General features: G+C 72.2%; 21 protein-coding genes. 9 read left to right on the plus strand and 12 right to left on the minus strand.

The window, feature by feature from the left end:
• The first annotated feature begins 321 nt into the window (after positions 1 to 321).
• The 7 genes from kdpF (at position 322) to OOJ91_RS24170 (ending at position 10,574) form a co-directional block, all read left to right on the plus strand.
• Positions 322 to 411, plus strand: coding sequence for a K(+)-transporting ATPase subunit F (gene kdpF / locus OOJ91_RS24140; RefSeq protein ID WP_036410889.1), 90 nt, complete (start codon positions 322 to 324; stop codon positions 409 to 411).
• Entirely contained in the window at positions 411 to 2,066 is a 1,656-nt protein-coding gene (kdpA, locus tag OOJ91_RS24145; RefSeq protein ID WP_266248405.1) for a potassium-transporting ATPase subunit KdpA, read from the plus strand. The genes kdpF and kdpA overlap by 1 nt, the downstream gene beginning before the upstream one ends.
• A 20-nt stretch (positions 2,067 to 2,086) precedes the next feature.
• Positions 2,087 to 4,282, plus strand: coding sequence for a potassium-transporting ATPase subunit KdpB (gene kdpB / locus OOJ91_RS24150; RefSeq protein ID WP_266248407.1), 2,196 nt, complete (start codon positions 2,087 to 2,089; stop codon positions 4,280 to 4,282).
• On the plus strand, positions 4,282 to 5,163 hold the full coding sequence (locus tag OOJ91_RS24155; RefSeq protein WP_266248408.1) for a potassium-transporting ATPase subunit C: 882 nt from the start codon (positions 4,282 to 4,284) through the stop codon (positions 5,161 to 5,163). The genes kdpB and OOJ91_RS24155 overlap by 1 nt, the downstream gene beginning before the upstream one ends.
• A gap of 72 nt (positions 5,164 to 5,235) precedes the next feature.
• Positions 5,236 to 7,788, plus strand: a complete 2,553-nt coding sequence (locus OOJ91_RS24160) for a sensor histidine kinase (RefSeq protein WP_266248410.1) — start codon at positions 5,236 to 5,238, stop codon at positions 7,786 to 7,788.
• A complete protein-coding gene (locus OOJ91_RS24165) occupies positions 7,785 to 8,465 on the plus strand; it encodes a response regulator (protein ID WP_266248412.1) in 681 nt (226 codons plus the stop codon). The genes OOJ91_RS24160 and OOJ91_RS24165 overlap by 4 nt, the downstream gene beginning before the upstream one ends.
• Before the next feature lie 99 nt (positions 8,466 to 8,564).
• A complete protein-coding gene (locus OOJ91_RS24170; protein ID WP_266248414.1) occupies positions 8,565 to 10,574 on the plus strand; it encodes an FAD-dependent oxidoreductase in 2,010 nt (669 codons plus the stop codon).
• On the opposite strand, the gene OOJ91_RS24175 is transcribed toward OOJ91_RS24170, so the two are convergent.
• The 4 genes from OOJ91_RS24175 to OOJ91_RS24190 form a co-directional block, all read right to left on the minus strand.
• Entirely contained in the window at positions 10,535 to 10,918 is a 384-nt protein-coding gene (locus tag OOJ91_RS24175; RefSeq protein ID WP_266248416.1) for an SAV_915 family protein, read from the minus strand. The two genes, OOJ91_RS24170 and OOJ91_RS24175, sit on opposite strands and share 40 nt — an antisense overlap.
• Positions 10,919 to 10,959: 41 nt before the next feature.
• Entirely contained in the window at positions 10,960 to 11,463 is a 504-nt protein-coding gene (locus OOJ91_RS24180; RefSeq protein WP_266248418.1) for a universal stress protein, read from the minus strand.
• Complete coding sequence (locus tag OOJ91_RS24185; protein WP_266248420.1) at positions 11,460 to 11,864, minus strand: hypothetical protein; 405 nt, start codon at positions 11,862 to 11,864, stop codon at positions 11,460 to 11,462. The genes OOJ91_RS24180 and OOJ91_RS24185 overlap by 4 nt, the downstream gene beginning before the upstream one ends.
• A 105-nt stretch (positions 11,865 to 11,969) precedes the next feature.
• The gene (locus tag OOJ91_RS24190; RefSeq protein ID WP_266248421.1) at positions 11,970 to 12,893 is read right to left on the minus strand and encodes an SDR family oxidoreductase; all 924 of its coding nucleotides are present in this window, start codon (positions 12,891 to 12,893) and stop codon (positions 11,970 to 11,972) included.
• Positions 12,894 to 13,076: 183 nt separating this feature from the next.
• Here OOJ91_RS24190 and OOJ91_RS24195 point away from each other — a divergent pair, with 183 nt between their 5' ends.
• Positions 13,077 to 13,832, plus strand: coding sequence for a dienelactone hydrolase family protein (locus OOJ91_RS24195; RefSeq protein ID WP_266248422.1), 756 nt, complete (start codon positions 13,077 to 13,079; stop codon positions 13,830 to 13,832).
• 14 nt (positions 13,833 to 13,846) lie between these two features.
• Here the strand turns inward: OOJ91_RS24195 and OOJ91_RS24200 are convergent, their stop codons facing one another.
• The 8 genes from OOJ91_RS24200 to OOJ91_RS24235 form a co-directional block, all read right to left on the minus strand.
• Positions 13,847 to 14,950: an L-dopachrome tautomerase-related protein gene (locus OOJ91_RS24200; protein ID WP_266248424.1), complete on the minus strand. Its 1,104-nt coding sequence runs from the start codon at positions 14,948 to 14,950 to the stop codon at positions 13,847 to 13,849.
• Positions 14,951 to 15,048: 98 nt separating this feature from the next.
• The gene (locus OOJ91_RS24205) at positions 15,049 to 15,930 is read right to left on the minus strand and encodes an SMP-30/gluconolactonase/LRE family protein (RefSeq protein WP_266248426.1); all 882 of its coding nucleotides are present in this window, start codon (positions 15,928 to 15,930) and stop codon (positions 15,049 to 15,051) included.
• Between the two features lie 122 nt (positions 15,931 to 16,052).
• Positions 16,053 to 16,994 carry a sugar kinase gene (locus OOJ91_RS24210; RefSeq protein WP_266248428.1) on the minus strand — a complete coding sequence of 314 codons (942 nt, stop codon included), beginning with the start codon at positions 16,992 to 16,994 and terminating at the stop codon, positions 16,053 to 16,055.
• Complete coding sequence (locus OOJ91_RS24215) at positions 16,991 to 17,611, minus strand: bifunctional 4-hydroxy-2-oxoglutarate aldolase/2-dehydro-3-deoxy-phosphogluconate aldolase (RefSeq protein WP_266248430.1); 621 nt, start codon at positions 17,609 to 17,611, stop codon at positions 16,991 to 16,993. Before OOJ91_RS24215 ends, OOJ91_RS24210 begins: the two co-directional genes overlap by 4 nt.
• Before the next feature lie 11 nt (positions 17,612 to 17,622).
• The gene (locus OOJ91_RS24220) at positions 17,623 to 18,456 is read right to left on the minus strand and encodes a hypothetical protein (RefSeq protein ID WP_266248432.1); all 834 of its coding nucleotides are present in this window, start codon (positions 18,454 to 18,456) and stop codon (positions 17,623 to 17,625) included.
• Positions 18,450 to 19,595, minus strand: a complete 1,146-nt coding sequence (gene dgoD / locus OOJ91_RS24225) for a galactonate dehydratase (RefSeq protein WP_266248434.1) — start codon at positions 19,593 to 19,595, stop codon at positions 18,450 to 18,452. Before dgoD ends, OOJ91_RS24220 begins: the two co-directional genes overlap by 7 nt.
• Positions 19,592 to 20,302 (minus strand): FadR/GntR family transcriptional regulator, encoded by a 711-nt coding sequence (locus OOJ91_RS24230; RefSeq protein ID WP_007455008.1) that lies wholly within the window; start codon positions 20,300 to 20,302, stop codon positions 19,592 to 19,594. Before OOJ91_RS24230 ends, dgoD begins: the two co-directional genes overlap by 4 nt.
• A gap of 38 nt (positions 20,303 to 20,340) precedes the next feature.
• Complete coding sequence (locus OOJ91_RS24235; RefSeq protein WP_266248438.1) at positions 20,341 to 21,087, minus strand: SDR family NAD(P)-dependent oxidoreductase; 747 nt, start codon at positions 21,085 to 21,087, stop codon at positions 20,341 to 20,343.
• Positions 21,088 to 21,246: 159 nt separating this feature from the next.
• Here OOJ91_RS24235 and OOJ91_RS24240 point away from each other — a divergent pair, with 159 nt between their 5' ends.
• Complete coding sequence (locus OOJ91_RS24240; protein ID WP_266248440.1) at positions 21,247 to 22,542, plus strand: ABC transporter substrate-binding protein; 1,296 nt, start codon at positions 21,247 to 21,249, stop codon at positions 22,540 to 22,542.
• Position 22,543 lies beyond the last annotated feature (1 nt).

Genomic DNA, 22,543 nt, shown 5'->3' on the forward strand with positions numbered 1-22,543 from the left:
GGTCGCGCCGCCTCCCGCTCCGGTCAGGCACGGTCTCTCCGCGTCCACCATCCCGGACGACCACGGCGTCTGTGCCGTATTTCACCTGTTCAGTGGGCCTGTGTGAAAACCGCGTCAAAAAAGGGTTCGCGGCCGTCATGGTCGCGTTATGGCCCCTGCCCTCTGGCGGGTGGTGGGGCTTTGATTGCCCGGCGCGACCGGAAGGCGGTCGCGACGAACCTTTCCGGTAAGAGGAGTCAGCGTGTCTGACGTGGTGTTCGTGGTCCTCACGGTGGCGCTGTTCGCAGTGCTCGCCCTTGTGGTCCGGGCGGTGGAGAAGCTGTGAACGCGGTAAACGCCGTCGGTCTGGTGCTCGCGGTCGTCCTGGGCGCGTTCCTGGTGTTCGCCCTGCTGTTTCCGGAGCGCTTCTGATGACCATGACAACAGCGGGCGTCATCTTCGTGCTGACGCTGGTGGCGGCCCTCGTCGCCGTCTACAAGCCGTTCGGCGACTACATGTTCCGGGCGGTCGCCGGAACGAAGCAGTCGCGTGTCGAGCGAGGGGTCTACCGCCTGGTCGGGGTCAATCCGACCGCCGAGCAGACCTGGGGCGTGTACGCCCGCAGCGTGCTTGCCTTCTCGGCGGTCTCGATCCTGTTCCTGTACCTGTTCCAGCGGGTGCAGAACCACCTGTGGCTGTCGCTGGGCTTCGACCCGGTGGTGCCGCACGGCGCGTGGAACACGGCAGTGTCGTTCGTGACCAACACCAACTGGCAGTCGTACTCGGGTGAGTCGACGATGGGTCACCTGGTGCAGATGGCCGGCCTGGCCGTGCAGAACTTCGTCTCGGCGGCGGTCGGCATCGCGGTGGCGGTGGCGCTGGTCCGCGGCTTCGCCCGCAGCCGCACCGGGCAGCTCGGCAACTTCTGGGTCGACCTGACCCGGATCACGCTGCGCATCCTGCTGCCGATCGCGGTGCTCGGCGCCATCGTGCTGATGATCGGCGGGGTGGTGCAGAACCTTTCCGCAGGCACCGACGTGAGCACGCTTACCGGCGGCGCCCAGACCGTCACCGGCGGCCCGGTCGCCAGCCAGGAAGTGATCAAGGAGCTGGGCACCAACGGTGGCGGCTTCTACAACGTCAACAGCGCGCACCCGTTCGAGAACCCCACCACCTGGACGAACTGGCTGGAGATCTTCCTGATCTTCCTGATCCCGTTCAGCCTGCCCCGGGTCTTCGGCCGGATGGTCGGGCAGAACCGGCAGGGCTACGCCATCGCGGCGGTGATGGGCATCCTCGCGTTCGCAAGCATCGCCATCACCAACGTGTTCGAGCTGGCGGGCCACGGCACGGTGCCGCAGGCGGTCGGCGCGGCGATGGAGGGCAAGGAGGTGCGGTTCGACGTGTCGAACTCGGCCACCTTCGCCGCCGCCACCACGCTCACCTCGACCGGCGCGGTCAACTCGTTCCACGACTCGTTCACCTCGCTCGGCGGCATGATGACGATGGTCAACATGATGCTCGGCGAGGTCGCGCCCGGCGGCACCGGTTCCGGCCTCTACGGCCTGCTGATCCTCGCCGTGATCACGGTGTTCATCGCCGGGCTCATGGTCGGCCGCACCCCTGAGTACCTGGGCAAGAAGATCGGCTCGCGGGAGATCAAGTTCGCCTCGCTGTACTTCCTGATCACGCCGATCCTGGTGCTTGTCGGTACGGCGGCGGCGTTCGCCACAGGCAACAACTCCACAGCGCTCAACGTCGGCCCGCACGGCCTCTCCGAGGTCCTGTACGCGTTCACCTCGGCCAGCAACAACAACGGCTCCGCGTTCGCCGGCATCACTGTCAACACCACCTGGTGGGACACCGCGCTCGGGCTGTGCATGCTGCTGGGCCGGTTCCTACCGCTCATCTTCGTGCTCGCGCTCGCCGGCTCGCTGGCCCGCCAGGCACCCACCCCCGCGTCCGAGGGCACCCTGCCGACCCACCGACCGCTGTTCATCGGCATGGTCGTCGGCGTCACCGTGGTCCTCGTCGCGCTGACCTTCCTGCCCGCGCTCGCGCTCGGCCCGCTGGCAGAGGGGCTCTGACCACCATGAGGAACGAGGACATGTCCGCCACGTCCGCCCCGACAGAGCAGCTCCCCGGCACTCCGGCGACTCAGGGCAACCGGGTCGGTGGGGGCCTGCTCGACCCCCAGCAGCTCATCCGGTCCCTGCCGGACGCCGTACGCAAGCTCAACCCGACCACCCTGTGGCGCAACCCGGTGATGCTGATCGTGGAGATCGGCGCCGCCTTCACCACGGTCCTGGCGGTGACCGACCCGTCGGTGTTCGCCTGGGCGATCACCATCTGGCTCTGGCTGACCGTGATCTTCGCCAACCTGGCCGAGGCGGTCGCCGAGGGCCGGGGCAAGGCCCAGGCCGCCGCCCTGCGGCAGGCCAAGCGGGACACCATCGCCACCCGGCTGGTCGACTGGAAGCCGGGCGCGCGGGCCGACACCTACCGCGACGAGGCGGTGCCCGCACCGGAGCTGCGTCAGGGCGACGTCGTGCTCGTCGAGGCGGGCGGCATCATCCCCGGCGACGGCGACATCGTCGAGGGCATCGCCAGCGTCGACGAGTCGGCAATCACCGGCGAGTCGGCCCCGGTCATCCGCGAGTCCGGTGGGGACCGCAGCGCGGTCACCGGTGGCACGAAGGTGCTCTCCGACCGGATCATCGTGAAGATCACCCAGAAGCCGGGGGAGAGCTTCATCGACCGGATGATCGCCCTGGTCGAGGGCGCCAACCGGCAGAAGACGCCGAACGAGATCGCGCTGAACATCCTGCTCGCCGCGCTCACGGTCATCTTCCTGCTGGCAGTGGTCACCCTTCAGCCGCTGGCGATCTTCTCGAAGGCGTACCAGGCTGCCGCGCCGGACAGCGGCGCGATCACCGGTTCCGGTGTCACAGGTGTCGTGCTGGTGTCGCTGCTGGTCTGCCTGATCCCCACCACCATCGGCGCTCTGCTCTCCGCCATCGGCATCGCCGGCATGGACCGGCTCGTGCAGCGCAACGTCCTGGCCATGAGCGGCCGGGCCGTCGAGGCGGCCGGCGACGTCAACACCCTGCTGCTGGACAAGACCGGCACCATCACGCTGGGCAACCGGCAGGCAGCCGAGTTCGTACCTGTCGAGGGGGTCGACGCCGCGACCCTGGCCGACGCCGCGCAGATGTCCAGCCTGGCCGACGAGACGCCGGAGGGGCGCTCGGTTGTCGTCCTGGCGAAGAACGAGTTCGGGCTGCGCGAGCGCGAGCCGGGCGTGATGCCGCACGCCACCTTCGTGCCGTTCACCGCGCAGACCCGGATGAGCGGCGTCGACCTGACCCCGGACGGCAGCGTGGACGGCGGCGCGGTGGGCACTGCCCGCCGGGTCCGCAAGGGCGCCGCCGCCGCGGTGATGAAGTGGGTACGCGAGAACGGCGGCCACCCGACCGAGCAGGTCGGCGAGATCGTGGACGCGATCAGTGGAACCGGCGGCACGCCGCTTGTCGTCGCCGAGCACGTCGACGGTGAGCCCGCCCGCGCCCTGGGCGTCATCCACCTGAAGGACGTCGTCAAGTCCGGGATGCGCGAGCGGTTCGACGAGATGCGCCGGATGGGCATCCGGACCGTGATGATCACCGGTGACAACCCGCGTACCGCGAAGGCCATCGCCGACGAGGCCGGGGTGGACGACTTCCTGGCCGAGGCGACGCCCGAGGACAAGCTCGCGCTGATCAAGCGGGAGCAGGAGGGCGGTCGGCTGGTCGCGATGACGGGTGACGGCACCAACGACGCGCCGGCGCTCGCTCAGGCCGACGTCGGCGTGGCCATGAACACCGGCACGTCGGCCGCCAAGGAGGCCGGCAACATGGTCGACCTCGACTCCGACCCGACCAAGCTGATCGAGATCGTGGAGATCGGCAAGCAGTTGCTGATCACGCGTGGCGCGCTCACCACGTTCAGCATCGCCAACGACATCGCGAAGTACTTCGCGATCATCCCGGCCATGTTCGCCGGCCTCTACCCGAGCCTGGACGCGCTGAACATCATGCGGCTGGCCAGCCCGGAGTCGGCGATCCTGTCCGCTGTCATCTTCAACGCCGTGGTGATCATCGCGCTGATCCCGCTCGCCCTGCGGGGCGTGCGGTACCGGCCGGCCGCCGCGTCGAAGCTGCTCAGCCGCAACCTGCTGGTCTACGGACTGGGCGGCATCATCGTGCCGTTCATCGGGATCAAGCTCATCGACCTGCTCATCCAGTTCATCCCGGGGATTTCGTGATGCGCCTACCCACCTGGATCGCCCAACACCTCGCCGCCCTGCGCGCCCTGCTCGTCTTCACGGTGCTGCTCGGGTTGGTCTACCCGCTGGCTCTGGTCGCCGTCGGTCAACTGCCCGGCCTCGACCACAAGAGCGACGGCTCGCTGATCACCTCGGGCGGCACGACGGTCGGCAGCGCGCTCATCGGCCAGTCCTTCACCGACGCGGACGGCAACCCCGTCGCCCGCTACTTCCAGTCCCGGCCGTCGGCCGCCGGCGACGGCTACGACCCGACGTCCACCTCGGCCAGCAACCTCGGCCCGGAGAGCGTCGTCGACACCCTCGCCACCGACCCGGAGGAGGCCAGCGAGAGCCTGCTGACCCAGGTCTGCGGGCGCAGCAAGGCCATCGGCGAACTCGACGGCGTCGACGGCAGGCGCCCCTTCTGCACCGACGACGGGGTGGGCGCCGTGCTGGCGGTCTTCCGCGCCGACGGTCTGACCGGCCGGGTCACCCGGGTGGTGAGCGTCAACCAGGTCGCCCCGGCCACCCCGTTCGTGTCCTCGTACCAGGGGGTGCCGGTGGAGCTGGCCAAGCCCGGCGAGGACTACGTCGCCGCCGGCGGGATCATCACCCCGATCCGGGGTGACGCGCCCGCCGACCCGGCCGTGCCCGCCGACGCGGTCACCGCCAGCGGCAGCGGCCTCGACCCGCAGATCAGCCCGGCGTACGCCGAATTGCAGGTGAACCGGGTCGCGCGCGAGCGCGGCGCGGACCCGGCGGCGGTCCGCAAGCTGGTCGAGGAGCACACCGACGGGCGCGGGCTGGGGTTCATGGGTGAGCCCGGGGTCAACGTGTTGGAGCTCAACATCGCCCTCGACAAGCAGTTCGCCGCACGCTGAGCGCACCTCGGGCGGGGCCGTGCCGACCGGGCGCGGCCCCGCCCGCCGATCTGACCAGGGAGGATGAACCCCGTGCCACGCGGAGAACTGCGCATCTATCTCGGGGCCGCCCCCGGCGTCGGCAAGACGTACGCCATGTTGGAGGAGGCCCAACGGCGGGCCGCGCGGGGCGCCGACGTGGTGATCGGATTCGTGGAGACCCACGGCCGCCCGCACACCGCCGCCATGCTCGGCGACCTGGAGCAGGTGCCCCGCCGCGCGATGACCTACCGGGGCGCCGAGTTCACCGAGATGGACGTGGACGCGGTGCTGGCCCGCCGGCCGGAGATCGCGGTGATCGACGAGCTGGCACACACGAACGTGCCCGGCTCCCGCCACGACAAGCGCTGGCAGGACGTCCAGGAACTGCTCGACGCGGGGATCGACGTGCTGTCCACGGTGAACGTGCAGCACCTGGAATCGGTGAACGACGTCGTCGCGCAGATCACCGGCACCACCCAGCGGGAGACCGTGCCCGACGAGATCGTCCGCGCCGCCGAGCAGGTCGAGCTTGTCGACATGACCCCGGAGGCGCTGCGCCGCCGGATGGCGCACGGCAACATCTACCGACCCGACAAGATCGACGCCGCGCTGGGCAACTACTTCCGGGTCGGCAACCTCACGGCGCTGCGTGAACTGGCGCTGCTCTGGCTGGCCGACAAGGTCGACGAGCAGCTCGACAGGTACCGCAGCCAGCAGGGCATCGCCGCCACCTGGGAGGCCCGGGAGCGCGTCGTGGTGGCGTTGACAGGTGGCCCGGAGGGCGAGACGCTGATCCGCCGGGCGGCCCGGGTCGCGGCCCGCAGCAAGGGCGCCGACCTCCTCGCCGTGCACGTGGCCCGCAGCGACGGCCTGGCCGGCGCGGACCCGGCCCAGCTCGCCCGGCAGCGGGTGCTCGTGGAGAGCCTGGGCGGCACGTACCACCAGGTGCTCGGCACCGACGTGCCGGCCGCGCTGCTCGACTTCGCGCAGGGCGTGAACGCCACCCAACTGGTGCTCGGGGCCAGCCGGCGGGGTCGCCTCGCGCAGATCTTCGCCCGCGGCGTCGGGGTGACCACCACCGCGCTCTCCGGCTCGATCGACGTGCACCTCGTCAGCCACCGGCAGGCCGGCAAGGGACGCCGGGCGGCGGCCGTGCCGGCGGCGCTGTCCCGACGTCGACGGCTGCTCGGCTTCGGCCTGGCCGTGCTGGGCATGCCGCTGCTCACAGGGCTGCTGAAGGCCCTGCCCGACCTGACGCTCACCAACGACATCCTGCTGTCCCTCGCCGGGGTCGTCGGAGTCGCGCTCGTCGGCGGCGTGTGGCCGGCGCTGCTCGCCGCGCTCGGCGGGTCGCTGCTGCTCAACTGGTTCTTCACCCCGCCGTACCGCACGCTCACCATCGCCGAGGCCGACAACCTGCTCGCCCTGGCAGTCTTCGTCGCGGTGGCGCTTGCGGTGAGTTGGATCGTCGACGTGGCCGCCCGGCGTACCCGGGAGGCCGCGCGGGCCGCCGCCGACGCGCAGACCCTCGCCGCCGTCGCCGGTGGCGTGCTGCGCGGCGAACGCCCGCTGCCCGCCCTGCTGGACCAGCTCCGGGAGACCTTCGGTCTGCGCGCGGTGAGCGTGCTGGAGCTGGCCGAGGAGGCCAGCGGCCGCCCCGAGCGTGCCCGCGAGGAGCACGCCTGGTGCGTCGTGGCCAGCGTCGGCGAGCAGCCGGCCTGCACTCCCGACGCCGGCGAGACGGCGGTACCCGTCGACGACCGGATCACAGTCGTGCTCAGCGGCCGGCGGTTGGAGGCCGCCGACCGGCGGATCGTCGAGGCGTTCGCCGCCCAGGCCGCCGTCGCGCTGCGCCAGGAACGGCTCGCCGAGGAGGCCGCCACCGCCCGGCCCCTCGCCGCCGCCGACCGGATGCGCACGGCGCTGCTCGCCGCGGTCAGCCACGACCTGCGTACGCCGCTGGCCTCGGCGAAGGCGGCGGTGACGAGCCTGCGCAGCCACGACATCGAGTTCGACGAGTCCGACCGGGAGGAGTTGCTGGAGACGGCCGAGGAGTCGCTGGACCGGCTCGCCCGGCTGGTCGGCAACCTGCTGGACATGAGCCGCCTCCAGGCGGGCGTGCTGGGCATCTCGGCGACGGCCATCGGCCTGGAGGACGCCGTACCCCTGGCGTTGGACGAACTTGGCCCGGCGGCCGCGACGGTCGGCACGGACATCCCGGCCGACCTGCCGGCCGCGACAGCCGATCCGGGCCTGCTGGAACGGGTGCTGGTGAACGTCATCGCCAACGCGCTGCGCTACAGCCCGCCCGACCAGCCGCCGACAGTCACCGCGAGCGCGCATGCCGGTCAGGTGGAGCTGCGGGTCATCGACCGGGGGCCGGGCATCCCGGAGGACCAGTGGGAGCACGTCTTCCTGCCGTTCCAACGCCTCGGCGACAGGGACAACCAGACCGGCGTGGGTCTCGGGCTCGCCCTGTCCCGGGGGTTGGCCGAGGCGATGGGTGGCAGCATCACCCCCGAGACCACGCCCGGCGGTGGGCTCACCATGGTGCTGCGGTTGCCCGCCGCCGCGCAGACCAGCCCGGAGGAGCCGCAGGAATGACGCGCATCCTGGTCGTCGACGACGAACCGCAGATCCTGCGCGCCCTGCGGATCAACCTGCGCGCCCGTCGGTACGACGTGGACGTCGCCGCGACCGGGGCCGCCGCGTTGAAGGCCGCCGCCAGCCACCCGCCCGACCTCGTTGTCCTCGACCTCGGCCTGCCCGACATCGACGGCGTGGAGGTGATCCGCGGCCTGCGCGGCTGGACCGCCGTGCCGATAATCGTGCTCTCCGGCCGAGCCGGCAGCGAGGACAAGGTCGCGGCGCTCGACGCGGGCGCGGACGACTACGTCACCAAGCCGTTCGGGGTGGAGGAGCTGCTGGCCCGCATCCGCGCGGTGACCCGGCGGCTCGGCACGCCCAGCGAGGCCGTGCCGGCGCTGCGGATCGGCCGGCACACAGTCGACCTGGCCGACCACCGGGTGTGGCGCGACGACGCCACCGAGGTCAAGCTGACCCCCATCCAGTGGAGCGTGCTGGAGAAGCTGCTGCGGCACCCCGGCAAGCTGGTCAGCCAGCGCCAGCTCCTCCAGGACGTGTGGGGGCCGGAGTACCAGAACGAGACGAACTACCTGCGGCAGTACCTGGCCCAGCTGCGGCGCAAGCTTGAGGACGACCCCGCCCGTCCCCGCCACCTCATCACCGAGCCGGGAATGGGCTACCGCTACCGGCCGTGACCCGTTGACACCTGCCGGCGGAGATTGAAGAATCTCGTTCGCAGCGGCAGCGGCGTGCTTCTGTAACCGTCCCCTCCGGTTACCCCTCGGGAGCCCGCCGTGTCCCTGTCCCTGTCCCGTCGTCGGCTGCTGACCGCCGGCGGCGCCGGCCTCGTCCTGGCCGGTCTCACCGATCCGTTCCGGGCCGGCCCCGCCCGAGCCGCGGTCACCACCGCCGACCTGGTCGTCTACGGCGCCACCTCCGGTGGGCTGGCCGCCGCGATCACCATGCGCCGGCTCGGCCGCACCGCAGTGGTGCTGGAGCCCACAGGCCACGTCGGCGGGTTGAGCACCGCCGGGCTGGGCGCCACCGACACCGGCGTCCAGGCGTCCATCGGCGGCCTCGCGGCCGAGTTCTACCGCCGGGTGTACGTGAAGTACCACGGCGGAACCCTTACGCCGACGTCACCGCTGCGGATGACCTTCGAACCGCACGTCGCCGCCGACGTCTTCGCCGAGATGCTTGCCGAGGCGGGCGTGCCGGTGATCACCGGTGCCCGGCTGGCCGGCGTCGGCCGCAGTGGTGACCGGATCACCGAGCTGCGCACCGAGGACGGCTCGATCTACCGGGGCGGGGTGTTCGTCGACGCCACGTACGAGGGTGACCTGATGGCAATGGCCGGGGTGAGCTTTACCGTCGGGCGGGAGTCCAACGACACGTACGGCGAGACGATCAACGGGGTGCAGTCCGGCAACACCCACCAGTTCGTCTACCCCGTCGACCCGTACGTGACGGCGGGCTCGCCCGCGAGCGGCCTGTTGCCGGGCATCTCCGCCACGCCGCTCGCCCCGCGCGGCAGCGCCGACGACCGGATCCAGGCGTACTGCTTCCGGATGTGTCTGACCCAGGCCGCCAACCGGATCCCCTTCGGCAAACCGTCCGGCTACGACCCGATCCGGTACGAGCTGCTGCTACGGCACATCCAGGCCGGCTACACCGGGCCGTACTTCACCACGAACTCCGTCGGCGGCGGCAAGACCGACTCCAACAACAACGGCGCGGTGTCGACCGACCACATCGGCTTCAACCACGCGTATCCGACGGCGAGTTGGACGGTACGGGAGAGCATCATCGCCGAGCACCGCACCTACCAGCAGGGACTCATGTGGTTCCTGGCCAACGACCCCCGGCTGCCGGCGTCGGTGCGCGACTCGACCGCACGGTGGGGGCTGCCGGTGGACGAGTTCACCGGCACCGGTGGCTGGCCGCCACTGCTCTACATCCGCGAGGCCCGCCGGATGGTCTCCGCGTACGTGGTGACCGAGGCCGACTGCCGGGGCCGGGTACGCGCCACCGACTCGGTGGGGCTGGCCAGCTACACGATGGACTCGCACAACTGTCAGCGGGTCGTCGTCGACGGCCGGGTGCGCAACGAGGGCGACGTGCAGATCGGTGTGCCGCAGCCCTACCCGGTGAGCTACCGCTCGATCGTGCCGCACCAGGCCCAGTGCGCCAACCTGCTGGTCCCGGTCTGCCTGTCGGCGAGCCACATCGCGTACGGCTCGATCCGGATGGAACCCGTGTTCATGATCCTCGGGCAGGCGGCGGCCACCGCGGCGTCCCTGGCGCTCACCGGCAACCTCGCCGTGCAGGCCGTGTCCGTGCCCACCCTCCAGGCCCGGCTGCGCCAGGACGGCGCGGTGCTGGACCTGGGTACGCCCGGCGAGGTGATCCTGGACAACGCGGCGTCGGTCGGGATCACCCGGGGCGGTACGTGGCTGCGCAGCACAGCCGTCGGCGGCTACGTCGGCCCGGACTACGAGCACGACGGCAACACCGCCAAGGGCGTCAACCGGCTGCGGTTCCGTCCGACGCTGCCCACCGCCGGCTCGTGGACCGTGCACCTGCGCTGGACCGCCGACCCGAACCGGGCGACGAACGTGCCGGTGGACATCGCGTACTCCGGTGGGGTGACCACCAGGACTGTCGACCAGCGGCAGTCCGGCGGGCAGTGGGTGCCGCTGGGCACCTACCCGTTCACCGCCGGCACCGACGGGAGCGTGCTGATCCGCACGGAGGACACCAACGGCTACGTGGTCGCCGACGCGGTGCGCTTCGTGCCCGCCTGAGCGCGAGGTGCGGCCGGGTCGCCCCCGGGCCGCGCGCTGACGAGGCCAGCCGGCGCGGTCGGTGCCGCCCGGTCGCCGACGCTCGGGTCGAGCGCCGGCGCGACCAGCAGTGGGTCGACCTGGATCCGGTCGATGCCGAGCGGACGCAGCATGCCGCGCAGCGCCGACTCGCAGAGCGTCTCCCACGGCTGGTCCGCGCCCATGGCGGCGACAAGCAGTTCGGGTCGGGTGAAGGCGATGCCCACCCGCTGACCCTGCGGTGACCGGCCGGTCCGCACCGTCCCGATCATCCGTCCCGGCAGCTCTCGCACCGGAACGGCGTAGATTATCGGGGCCTCGTCCATGGTCGGGTTGGTCCTTTCGAAAGGTGTCGTGGAAGCGGCGTTCATCGACTGAATCGTTCGAGGTCGCGGCCGAAGCGGCGGATCGTCGCGGCCCGCGCCCAGGACGGGGCGGGCACCGCGACGACAGGCACGACGGCCCGCGTCACGCAGTACCGGGTGACGTGGCCACGCGCCCGACCGAACCGGCCACGTTCGGGGTTGCCGACGACCAGGACGTCGGATTCGCGGTACGCGTGGTCGACGAGCACCTGCCCGGCGTAGCCCTGCGTCGCCACGAGCCGCACGGACACGTCCCGGGGGATTCCACCCAACGCCGCGTCGAAGACGCCCCGCAGGTAGACCAGGGCAGCCTTGTCGCACTCGTCCTGCCAGCGCCAGGTCAGCGTGCCGGGCCGCCAGGTGGGCGCGAAGACCCACGCCCGTACGGCGTCCAGCTGCGCGCCGTCGCGGCGGGCGAGCTGCACCGCGCGGCGCAGCGCCTGCATGCCGGCGAACGACCTGTCGACGCCCGCCACGACGCGAGGGCTGGTGCACGGGCGGCTCATGCGGCGGGCGCGATCCACGCCGGGGCGTTCGTCGAGGCACGCGGGTCGGCCGGCGCGGTCAGGTCGAGCGCGCGCAGGATGGAGTGCGCCACCACGACCTCCACCCCGGCGCGGCGGCGCAGGTCGGCCACGGCGCGGTGCAGCACTGTCATGCTGTCGGCCGAGAGTCGCACCACCGCGTCGACGTCGGCGGCGATCCACCACGCGGCGACGGCGCACGGCTCGTGTCGCAGGTACTCCACCAGGTGACTGCCGGGCGCGGACGGGCCGAGCCGGACGCTTACCAGAGCTTCGTGTCGCCGTTCGGGCTCGGCCGGCCCGGTCGCTGTGTCATCGGAGCTGCTGTCGGTGTCGGGAGGCAGGTTCCCGCGTTCCCAGCGTGTCATCCGCCAAGGACTCATGGACCCATAGTCACCGTCGAGCGGCGGCGGAGCGCCAGTCGATACGCGGTTTCGACGGGCCGCCGCGGATTCTTGACGCGCCGTTCACGCCGGGGCCCCTCCGGCTCAGAACGCGACGCCCACCAAGCGCTCGGAGACGGTCCAGAGGCGGGCGGCGTCGGCGGTGTCGCGCGCCGAGCGGTAGACGGCCAGCTCGGTCGGTCTGCCGGTGAACTGCCCCAGGCCGTCCGGGCCGTAGAACCGGCCGCCCTGCGCCTGGAGGCTGGTCGCCGCGTAGAGGGCGGGAAGCAGCCCGGCGTCGACCGAGTGCACCAGGAGGCCCCAGCGGTTCAACCGCTCCATCACCGCGTGGTGCGGCGAGGGCTTGCTGCGGCCCAGGTTGGGGCCGGACGCGTACAGGTTGGTCATTGTCGTCCCCGGGTGGGCGACGTTGCTGACGATGCCCCATCCGCCGGCTCGACTGCGCCTGTCGAGTTCCAGCCCGAAGTGCAGGGCGGCGAGCTTGGAGGCGTTGTACGAGCGGACCGCACCGTAGCGGTGGGTGCTCTGCAGGTCGTCCCAGTCCAGGCGACCGGAGCGGGCGGCGCTGCTCGACATGGTGGTGACCCGGGCCTGCCCGGCCCGCAGCAGCGGCATGAGCCGTCCGGTAAGCGCGAAGTGGCCGAGATGATTCGTGCCGAACTGCAGCTCGAAGCCGTCCGCCGTGGTGTGTCGGGTGGGCGGCGCCATGACACCCGCGTTGTTGATCAGAAGGTGGATCGGCCGCCCCTCGCCGAGCAGCGCGTCGGCCAGCGCCGCCACCGAGTCCAGCGACGCGAGATCCAGCTCCCGGGTCGACACGGTGGCGTCCGGCGCGGCGGCCCGCACGGTGTCCAGCGCGGCGGCGCCCTTGGCCGGGTTGCGGACCGGCAGCACCACCTCCGCACCGGCTCGGGCCAGCCGGGTGGCCAGGCCGAGGCCCAGCCCGTCACTGCCGCCGGTCACCACGGCGAGCTTCCCGGTCAGGTCCCCAACGGTCAGGTCGAGCACGACATACCTCCAGGTCGACGGTGTCCCTCATCGGTCACGTACAACCCTGGGCCGGCCGTCGCCCGGTACCCAGGGCGACCTTGTCCAGGGATCGGCGGTCCCTGGCTGGCGGACCGGTGCCGGGCACGTCGGCGTGGCGAGTAACGTTCCAGACGGACCAAGATCGGCGTACGAGGAGGCTCGGTGCAGACGACGACGGTGGACATTCCGACCGGCGATGGGATCGCGGACGCAAGCCTCACCCGCCCCGACGGGGACGGCCCGTTTCCGGCGGTGCTGCTGTTCATGGACGCCTTCGGGCCTCGGCCCCGTCTCGTGGAGATGGCCGAGCGGATCGCCGAGCGCGGCTACCTGGTGCTGACCCCTCACCTGTTCTACCGGGCCGGCCGGGCGCCGCTGTTCGATCTGTCGGGTCTCGGCGATGCCGCCCAGCGCGGCGCGATCTTCGAGAAGATCATGCCGCTGATCGGCGCGCTGACCCCCGACGTGATCAGCCGGGACAGCGCCGCGTACCTCGACTTCCTGGCCGCCCGCGACGACGTCCGGCCGGGCCCCGTCGCGATCACCGGCTACTGCATGGGCGGCACCAACGCGCTGCGGGCCATCGAGGCGCACCCGGACCGGATCGCCGCGATGGCGAGCTTCCACGGCGGGCGGATCGTCACCGACGCGCCGGACAGCCCGCACCTGGGCGTCGACTCGATCACCGGCGAGGTGTACTTCGGCCATGCCGACGCCGACCAGTCGATGACGCCCGAGCAGATCGCCACGCTGGAGAAGGCGCTCGACGCCGCCGGTGTGCGCTACCGCTCCGAGGTGTACGCGGGCGCGCACCACGGCTACACGATGGCCGACACCCACGCGTACGACGAGCAGGCCACCGAACGCCACTGGGCCGCCCTGTTCGACCTCCTGGGCCGCGCCCTGCCCGTCGCCTGACGGCTGGCGCGGTTTCAGCGGCGCAGCAGCACCGGGCCGGCGTCGATGCGGGTGCGGAACAACGCGTACGGCTTGCGTCGCAGGTCCTGGCCCCGCTGGTACTGCGGCTGCCGGTGCAACTGGTTGGCGGTCACGTAGAGGTGTCCGTCGGTGGCCACCGACATGGTGTCCGGCCAGAGCAGCCGCGGGTCGTGGACGAGCGTCTCGTACTGCCCGTCCGGGTGCCGCCGCAGCACCGCGTTGTGCTCGTACGACGTGCAGTAGAGCCGCCCCGCGTCGTCGGATTCCAACCCGTCCGACCCGGTGGCCTTGTCCCCCTCGTCCACGACGGTGGCCGCCACCGCCTCCTGCGTGACCGACGGGTCGGCAAGCGCCTCGGCGGACACGCTGTGCAGGCGTCGGGAGATCAGCGGCGAGTAGTACAGCCGGCTGCCGTCGGCCGAGATGGCGATGCCGTCGGAGCCCATCGCCAGCGGCTTCGGCGGCCCGTCCTTCGGGCGTGACATGAGCGGTCGGCCCTCGACGAAGGGGCGGTAGTTCTTCAGCGGCTCCGCCTTCGTGGACGGGTGGTCGTGCAGTCGCCGCCAGGAGGCCCCGCTGGCCAGGTCCACGACGATGATCCCGTTCGGCCCGGAGTCCGTCGAGTCGGTGATGTAGGCGACCCCGGCCTCGCCCCGGCGCAGGTCGAAGCGGACGTCGTTGAGGTACGTCGTCGGCGGCGCCACGTCCTGCGGGAAGGTGATCACCTGGGCCACCGTGTCGGTGTCCAGATCGATCCGGACCAGCTTCGGCCCACCAGGCTTGGTGGGCTGGAACATCGGGCTCCCGGTGTCCACCACCCAGAGCCGGTCCGCCGGGTCCACCACGATGCTCTGCACCGACACGAACGCGCCCGCGTCGTCGTCGCCGGACGGGGTGTTCCACGCCTGGTCGGGGTAGGGCACCTCCCTACCGTCGCGCAGCTCGACGACACTGGCTGGCACCTCGTCGCCCCACTTCGGGAAGTTGACGAAGATCCGGCCCCGGTGCGAGACGCTCACCCCGGTCGGCATCGGGCCGGTGAACGTGTGCACCAGCTCCAACTCGCCGACCGGTTCGTCGCCGACCGGCCCGTTCATGACGTCCGCCCCACGGTGCGCATCGGCTCGCTCCCTACCGGTCGGCTGATACCGCTTCGCAGCGGTTGTTCCCGCCCCGGCGTCCGATATGCCTCCGATCAGCTCACCGGTGCGCCGGCCCCCGCGGCGGGCAGGCCGGGCACCTGAACGTCCACCGCGAGCAGCGCGCCGTCCTGCGGGCCCGCCGAGTCCAGCCCCACCCGGGCGGTGCCGATGAAGAGTCGGCGCCTGTCGGGGCCGCCCAGGCAGATGCCGGCCGGCTGCGTGGCCGGCAGTCGGATCTCCCGGTCGAGGGTGCCGTCGGGCCGGTAGCGGCGGACCGCGGAGCCGCCCCACAGCGCGATCCAGAGGTGGCCGGCCGCGTCGAGCGTCATGCCGTCCGGGCCGCCGTCGGCGGGCGACAGCCGCACGAACGGCTCCCGCCCGTGCAGGGCGCCGGTGGCGGGGTCGACGGTGAACCGGTCGATCTCGCCGCGTGGCGTGTCGGCCAGGTACATGGTGGTGCCGGCCGCGTCGAACGCCGGCCCGTTCGGGATGGTCAGCCCGGTCACCGCGGGGACCGGCGCGGCGCCCGGGGTGAGGCGGAACAACGTGCCCCCGCCGGGCACCGCGGCGTACGTCATGCTGCCGGCCCAGAAGCGGCCGTGCGGGTCGGCGACCGCGTCGTTCATCCGGGTCGGCTCGGGCGCGTCGGCGACCAGGTCGGCTACCGGTCGGGGGTCGCCGGTGGCGGGCAGCACCGTGACGCCGGTCCCGGCGGCGGCCAGCCACTCGCCCGGCCGGTCGACCACCGGGGCGACCGCGCCGAGCGGCACGTCGAGGCGGCGCAGCTCGCGCAGCGGGGTCGGGGCGTCGCCGTCGGTCTCCAACAGCCGCCCGGCCAGCAGGTCGACCAGGACGAGCCGGTCGTCGACCCAGCGCAGGCCCTCACCCAGGTCAAGCCGGTCGGTGCTCCAGACGGTCGGCTCGGTCAGCTCCATGGTGCTCCTCCAAAGGATCTCCGGTCGGCGGCGGCCGGCGCGCGCCGGTCGTCGGTGCGCCGGCCCGCGCCGGCCGCCGCACTCGCCAGCGGACCGTACCGCCGGCCCGTGGTCGAGCAGTGTCAGCGGACCGTGCCGCCGGGCCCGTGGTCGAGCAGCGTCAGTTCCGCCCGGTCGGGCAGGCCCTCCCAATCGCCCCTGGTGGCGACAGCGAACGCGCCTGTGGTGACCGCCCGGTCCAGTCGGGCGGAGACGTCGGCGCCGTCCAGCCACGCGGAGAGCAGGCCGGCCACGAAGGCGTCGCCCGCGCCGACGGTGTCCACCACCGGCACCGTCCGGGCCGGCCTGCGGATCGTGCCTGTCGCGCGGTGACTTGTGGCTCCGTCCCCGCCGTGCTTCACGACGACCTCGGTCACGCCGCCTGCGAGCAGCGCCGCGACCGGGTCGGGCGCGTCGGTCAGCACTGCCAACTCGTCGTCGGAGGCGACCACCAGGTCGATCGAGGGCAGCAGCGGTCGCAGCGCCGCCGCCGCCTCGGTGACCGACCAGAGCCGACTGCGATGGTTGACGTCCAGGCAGACGGTGCTGCCCGCCGCGCGAGCCCGACGTACGGCCTCCACCACCGCCTGGTACGGCCCGGCGCCCAGCGCGCAGGTGATGCCTGTGACGTGCAGCAGCCGGGGTGGCGGGCCGGGCGCGTCGAAGGCGCGGGCGACGTCGGCCGGGCCCAGCCGGGAGCCGGCCGAGCCGGCGCGGTGGTAGGTGACCCGGGAGATGTCGGCGACCCTGTTCTCGAAGAGGATCAGCCCGGTCGGCGCGGCCGGGTCGACCCGGGAGAAGGCGAGGTCGACGCCCTCGGCGCGCAGGGTGCGGCGGACCAGTTCGCCGGGCTCGTCCGCGCCTGTGACACCGACCCAGGCGGCGTGGTGACCGAGCCGGGCCAGCCCGATGGCCACAGTCGACTCCGACCCGGCGACGGAGATCCCGGCGGTGCCGCCCAGCCGCAGCGGGCCGGTGGATCGGAAGGCCGCCATCGTCTCGCCGAGCGTGAGCAGGTCGGTCACTGCCGCACCGCCGCGAGGAAGGCGGCCGCGCGCTCGCGCAGCGCGGCCGGGTCACCGCCGCGGACGGCGTCGCCGAGCAGCGGCGAGCCGACGCCGACCGCCACCGCTCCCCGGTCGAGGTAGCGTCGCGCGCCGTCCGCGTCGACCCCGCCGACCGGCACGAACGCGGTGCCCGGGAACGGGTCACGCAGCGCGCCCAGGTAGTCGGGCCCACCGAACGAGGCGGGGAAGAGCTTGACGGCGGCGGCCCCGGCGCTGCTGGCCTGCACCACCTCGGTGGGGGTGAGCGCCCCGGCGAGCACCGGCAGATCGAGCCGGGCGGCCTCGGTGACGCTCGGCGCCAGCGCCGGGGTGACGAGGAAGCCGGCACCTGCCTCGGCGGCCGTGCGGGCGTCCTCGACGCTGAGCACGGTGCCCGCACCCAGGGCGTACCCGGGTCCGAGGGCGGCCCGGGCGCGGCGGATGATGCCGAGCGCGTCGGCGCTTGTCAGCGAGACCTCGACCAGGGCGACGCCGCTCTCGGCCAGGGTGAGCACGGCGGCAAGCGCCGCCGCCGGGTCCGGGCCGCGCACGATGGCCAGCAACCGGTGGGTACGCAACTCGTCGAGCAGGTTCATCGCGAATGTCCTCAGTGGATGCGGTGGGCGGAGATGGTGAGTCGCCAGGTGACCTCACCCGTGTGCGGGACGACCGCCGTGTCGGCCGGACCGGCGTCGGCCAGGTCGAAGGCCGCGCCGAGCATCGGCTCGACACCAACGCTGCGGTACGGGCCGTCGGCCGGCCAACCGCCCAGGTTGCGCCAGAGCGCGGTGCTGCGGGGCTGGCCCGCACACTCCAGCTCCAGGGTCAGCAGGTCGTCGTCGTCGCGCACCTGGACGCGGGGGCAGTCGAGCAGCACCGCGCCGAGGGCGGTGCCGTCGTCGGGGCCGAGTGTGTCAAGCGTCAAACCGGCCGGGGAGGGCCACGACCCGGTGAGCCACGGGTCGCCGTCGCGCCAGGCGCCAGGCGGGAGCAGCGCGGCGGCCTCCTGGTGCAGCCGGGTCGGGGTGCCCGCGGGCGCGTCGAGCCGGGCGGCGGGGGAGAGGTCGAGCAGGGCGTGCGCGGCCCAGACGAACCGGTACCCGGGGTCGGCGGCCAACCGGTAGTCGGCCACCACCACGCCACGGTCGTCGGTGATCCGGCGACTCAGCGTGAACGTCGGCCGCTGGATCACCACGGTGCCGGGGCCTTCGCTCCGCCACGGCCGCGACCACACCTCGCCGTGGTCGGGCAGCCCGCGCACGGTGGGCAGGCACTCCTCGAGGCCGCCGGCGTCGACGAACGCGTCGTCGGGGCGTACGTCGTGTCGGCCGGACGCCGGGCCCCGCCACAGCCACTCCCGGCCGCCGCCGTTGAGGCTTGTCCACCGGCCGCCGTGCGCGGCGTCGTAGGCCACCCGCAGCGGCACCGGCGTGGTCACCATTCGGCGAACGACCCGTCGGCGTGCTGCCAGACCGGGTTGCGCCAGGTGTGCGGGGTCTGCGCGGCCTTGCGGACCGCCGCCTCGTCAACAGTGATGCCCAGGCCGGGTCGGTCGAAACGGGCGATGTGCCCGTCCACGAACCGGAACGGCTCCGGGTCGAGCACGTAGTCCAGCAGCTCCGAGCCGACGTTGTAGTGGATGCCGATGCTCTGCTCCTGGATCAGGAAGTTCGGTGTCGCGAAGGCCACCTGGAGGCTGGCCGCCAGGGAGATCGGGCCGAGCGGGCAGTGCGGGGCGAGCAGCGCGCCGTACGTCTCGGCCAGCGCGGCGATCCGGCGGACCTCGGAGATGCCGCCGGCGTGCGACAGGTCCGGCTGGACGACGGCGACGCCGGCCTGCAACGGGGTGAGGAACTCGGAGCGGCCGTAGAGGCGTTCACCGGTGGCCACCGGGATCGGCGTGCCGGCGACGATGTCACGCAGGTGGTGGGCCTGGTCGGGCAGGACCGGCTCCTCCACGAAGAACGGGCGCAGCGGCGTCAACTCGGGCAGGATGCGGCGTACGGCGGCCAGCCCGGCACGGCCGTGGAAGTCAAGCGCGATGTCCCGGTCCGGGCCGAGCACCTCCCGGGCGGCGGCGACCCGATCGACGATGGCGTCCACCTCGGCGGAGGTGGGGATGGCGGAGAGCCGGCCGCAGGCGTTCATCTTGACCCCGGTGAGGCCGGCGGCGACCTGCGCGGCGGCGGCGTCGGCGACCTCGTCGGGCTCGTCCCCGCCGATCCAGGAGTAGATCCGCACCTTCTCGCGGACGGGCCCGCCCAGCAGTGCGTGCACCGGAGCGCCGTACGCCTGCCCGGCGATGTCCCACAGTGCCTGGTCGAGGCCGGCGACGGCGCTGGAGAGGATCGGGCCGCCCCGGTAGAAGCCGCCCTTGGTGAGCACCTGCCAGTGCTTTTCGATGCGCAGGGGATCCTGACCGATCAGGTATTCGGAGAGCACCTCGACCGCGCTGCGCACCACCTCGGCGCGGCCCTCGATGACCGGTTCACCCCAGCCGACGAGCCCGTCGTCGGTCTCCACCCGGCAGAACAACCACCGTGGCGCGACCAGGAACGTCTCGATCCGCTCGATCCTCACTGACTGCCCCTTCGTCCCCGTGCCTTCTCGACGTCGCGGACGGCCTTGTCCAGCAACTCACGCATGGCGGTCTCGGCCGCCGACTCGTCCCGCTCGCGCAGCGCGTCGACCACCGCGCGGTGGCTCGGCACCGGGTCGTCGTGCGCGGCGCCGCCGTGCACGAGGCGGTCGCGTTCGGCGAGCCCGGTCTCCATCACCACCTCCATCCGTTCGATCAGCTCGTTGTGGGTGGCGGCGAGCAGCGCGCGGTGGAAGGCGAGGTCGGCGGCGACGGCGGCGGCGGGGTCACCGTCGGCCTCGGCCATCTCGGTCAGTGCCTGGTCGAGGGCCGCCAGGTCGTCCTCGGTCGCGCGGGTGGCGGCCAGCCGTGCGGCGGCCGGCTCGATGATCGCGCGCACCTCGTGCAGCTTTTCGAGCAGACGTTCGTCGGGGCCCTCGGCGAACTGCCAGCGGATCACGTCGCCGTCGAGCAGGTTCCAGTCGGCGCGGGGCCGGACGAAGGTGCCGCGCTTCTGCCTGGCGTCGACGATGCCCTTGGCGGAGAGGACCTTCAGCGCCTCGCGCAGGGCCGTCAGGCTGACGTCGAACTCCTCCTGGAGCGCGACGATGTTCAGGGTCGCGCCGGCGGCGATCTCGCCGGTGAGGATGCGACGGGCGATCGCTTCGACGGTCTGCCCGTGGATGCCGCGGCGTGCGTACTGTGCCAATGCTCCTGGCCTTTTCGCTTGTCGGATCGATCTCTCTCTCAGGCCGAGGCTTTCACCGCTGTCCAGCCACCGTCCACCACGAGGCTCGCGCCGGTGACGTAGGCGGCGTCCGGCGAGGCGAGGAAGGCGACTGTCGCGGCCACCTCGTCCGGGGTGCCGAAGCGTTTCGCCACGGTCTCGGCGACGCTGCGTCGACGGTCCTCTTCGGACACCTCGGCCCAGGCGGCGGTGCGGATGGGACCGGGCAGCACGGTGTTGACCCGCACCTGTGGCCCGTACTCGACGGCGAGTTGGCGGCCGAGCGCGACCAGGCCGCCCTTGGCCGCCGCGTACGCGGGCCGGCCGGGCAGCCCGACAAGCGCGTGCACCGAGGAGATGAGCACCACCGCGCCCGCGCGTGCCCGCAGGTCGTCCAGGCAGGCGCGGACGCCGAGGAACGAGCCGGTGAGGCTGACGCCGAGCTGGTGGTCCCAGGACTGCCGGCTGGTCTCGTGGGCCGGGGCGACCCGTACGGCGTACGCGGTGCTGACGAGGATGTCGATCGGGCCGAGGCCGGCCCGTACGGCTGTCACGGCGGCCGTCCAGTCGTTCTCCTCGCTGACATCGCCCACTACGGACAGTGCGCGGTCGCCGCGAGCGGCCAGTTCCTCTGCCAGCGGCGTCGAGTCGGCCACGTCGAGCAGTGCGACAGCCGCACCCTCGGCGGCGAGTCGCCGGGCGATGGCCGCGCCGATCCCACCCATCGCGCCGGTGACCAGCGCGTTCTTACCCTCAAGCCGGCGCATAGGCTGATCCACCTGACCCTCGCCTTGATCTCATCTAATCATTAATTACGAAGATATCTTGACAGCCGGGGACGGCCGATGCAACCTTCTGGTCACACACATTCACATGGCCGACACATCGCGTCGTGACGCTGCGTGTCGTAGAGGAAGGACACCACCGTGAGCGACTTCGACCCCGGTCGCCGGCGATTCCTTGGCCACCTCGGGCTCGCCGGCCTGGGTGCGCTCGGCGCGAGCTCGTTCCTCAGCGCGTGCGCCAGCTCCGCCAGCGGGCCGGCCGCGGGCAACGGCTCGGGCGCGGTCACCATCCAGTCCAACCTCTCCTCGCCGCAGGCCAAGGCGGCGATGGAGAAGCTGATCGAGACGTTCAACAAGCAGGGCAAGGGCACGGCGAGCCTCAACACGATCGCCTCGGAGACCTTCCGGACCCAGCTCCCGACGTACCTCACCTCGGCGAACCCGCCGGACGTCTACACCTGGTACGCGGGTTCGGTCGCCAACGACTACGCGAGCCGGGACCTGCTGCTGGACGTCTCCGACGTCTGGAAGTCGCTCGGCGACTACCCCCAGTCGCTGCGTACCCTCTCCACCGACGCCAGCGGCAAGCAGATCTTCGTGCCGATGAACAACTACTGGTGGGGCTTCTTCTACCGCAAGTCGAACTTCGCCAAGTGGGGCGTGCAGGAGCCGAAGACCTGGACCGAGTTCCTGGCGGTCTGCGAGACGCTGAAGAGCAAGGGCGTCCCCCCGATCGGCATCGGCCTCGGCGACACCCCGTGGGTCGCCTCGGCCTGGTTCGACTACCTCAACATCCGCATCAACGGCGCGCAGTTCCACCGTGAGCTGCTCGCCGGCAAGCAGCGCTTCGACGACCCGAAGGTCAAGGCGGTGTTCACCCGCTGGCGGGAGGCCCTGCCCTACTTCGACCCCAAGGGCAAGGCGTACCCGTTCCAGGAGGCGACCACCGCGCTGCTGGCCGGCAAGACGGGGATGTTCCTGATCGGCACGTTCTTCGCCGACGCCGCACCCAAGGACGCCCTCGGCGACCTGGACTTCTTCCGGTTCCCGGTCATCGACCCGGCGGTGCCGCTGGCCGAGGAGGCCCCGACGGACGGCTTCTTCGCCAGCGCGAAGACGGCCAACCCGACCGGCACCAAGGCCCTGCTCAGCTACCTGGCCTCGACCGAGGCCCAGGAGGCGTACGTCAAGGCCAGCTCCGGCATCGTGCTGCCGGCCAACCCGAAGGCCAAGGCGTCCGACTCGCCGCTCGTGGTCAAGGGCAAGGCGATGCTCGACGAGGCCAAGGAGCTGACCCAGTTCTTCAACCGCGACTCCAGCGACGCGCTCCAGCCGACCGCGGACACCGCGCTCACCAAGTTCATCGACAAGCCGGACCAGATCGACGCGATACTGCGGGAGTGGCAGGCCGGCGCCGAGAAGGTCTTCAAGGGCTGAC

The organism is Micromonospora lupini, assembly GCF_026342015.1.
Taxonomy (GTDB): Bacteria; Actinomycetota; Actinomycetes; order Mycobacteriales; family Micromonosporaceae; genus Micromonospora; species Micromonospora lupini_B.

Coding starts and splice junctions, on each gene's coding strand:
- OOJ91_RS24155 (WP_266248408.1), top strand. CDS start 4,282: ATGCGCCTACCCACCTGGATCGCCCAACACCTCGCCGCCCTGCGCGCC.
- OOJ91_RS24175 (WP_266248416.1), bottom strand. CDS start 10,918: ATGGACGAGGCCCCGATAATCTACGCCGTTCCGGTGCGAGAGCTGCCG.
- OOJ91_RS24220 (WP_266248432.1), bottom strand. CDS start 18,456: ATGGTGACCACGCCGGTGCCGCTGCGGGTGGCCTACGACGCCGCGCAC.
- OOJ91_RS24185 (WP_266248420.1), bottom strand. CDS start 11,864: ATGAGTCCTTGGCGGATGACACGCTGGGAACGCGGGAACCTGCCTCCC.
- kdpA (WP_266248405.1), top strand. CDS start 411: ATGACCATGACAACAGCGGGCGTCATCTTCGTGCTGACGCTGGTGGCG.
- OOJ91_RS24200 (WP_266248424.1), bottom strand. CDS start 14,950: ATGAACGGGCCGGTCGGCGACGAACCGGTCGGCGAGTTGGAGCTGGTG.
- OOJ91_RS24235 (WP_266248438.1), bottom strand. CDS start 21,087: ATGCGCCGGCTTGAGGGTAAGAACGCGCTGGTCACCGGCGCGATGGGT.
- kdpB (WP_266248407.1), top strand. CDS start 2,087: ATGTCCGCCACGTCCGCCCCGACAGAGCAGCTCCCCGGCACTCCGGCG.
- OOJ91_RS24215 (WP_266248430.1), bottom strand. CDS start 17,611: ATGAACCTGCTCGACGAGTTGCGTACCCACCGGTTGCTGGCCATCGTG.
- OOJ91_RS24180 (WP_266248418.1), bottom strand. CDS start 11,463: ATGAGCCGCCCGTGCACCAGCCCTCGCGTCGTGGCGGGCGTCGACAGG.
- OOJ91_RS24205 (WP_266248426.1), bottom strand. CDS start 15,930: ATGGAGCTGACCGAGCCGACCGTCTGGAGCACCGACCGGCTTGACCTG.
- OOJ91_RS24165 (WP_266248412.1), top strand. CDS start 7,785: ATGACGCGCATCCTGGTCGTCGACGACGAACCGCAGATCCTGCGCGCC.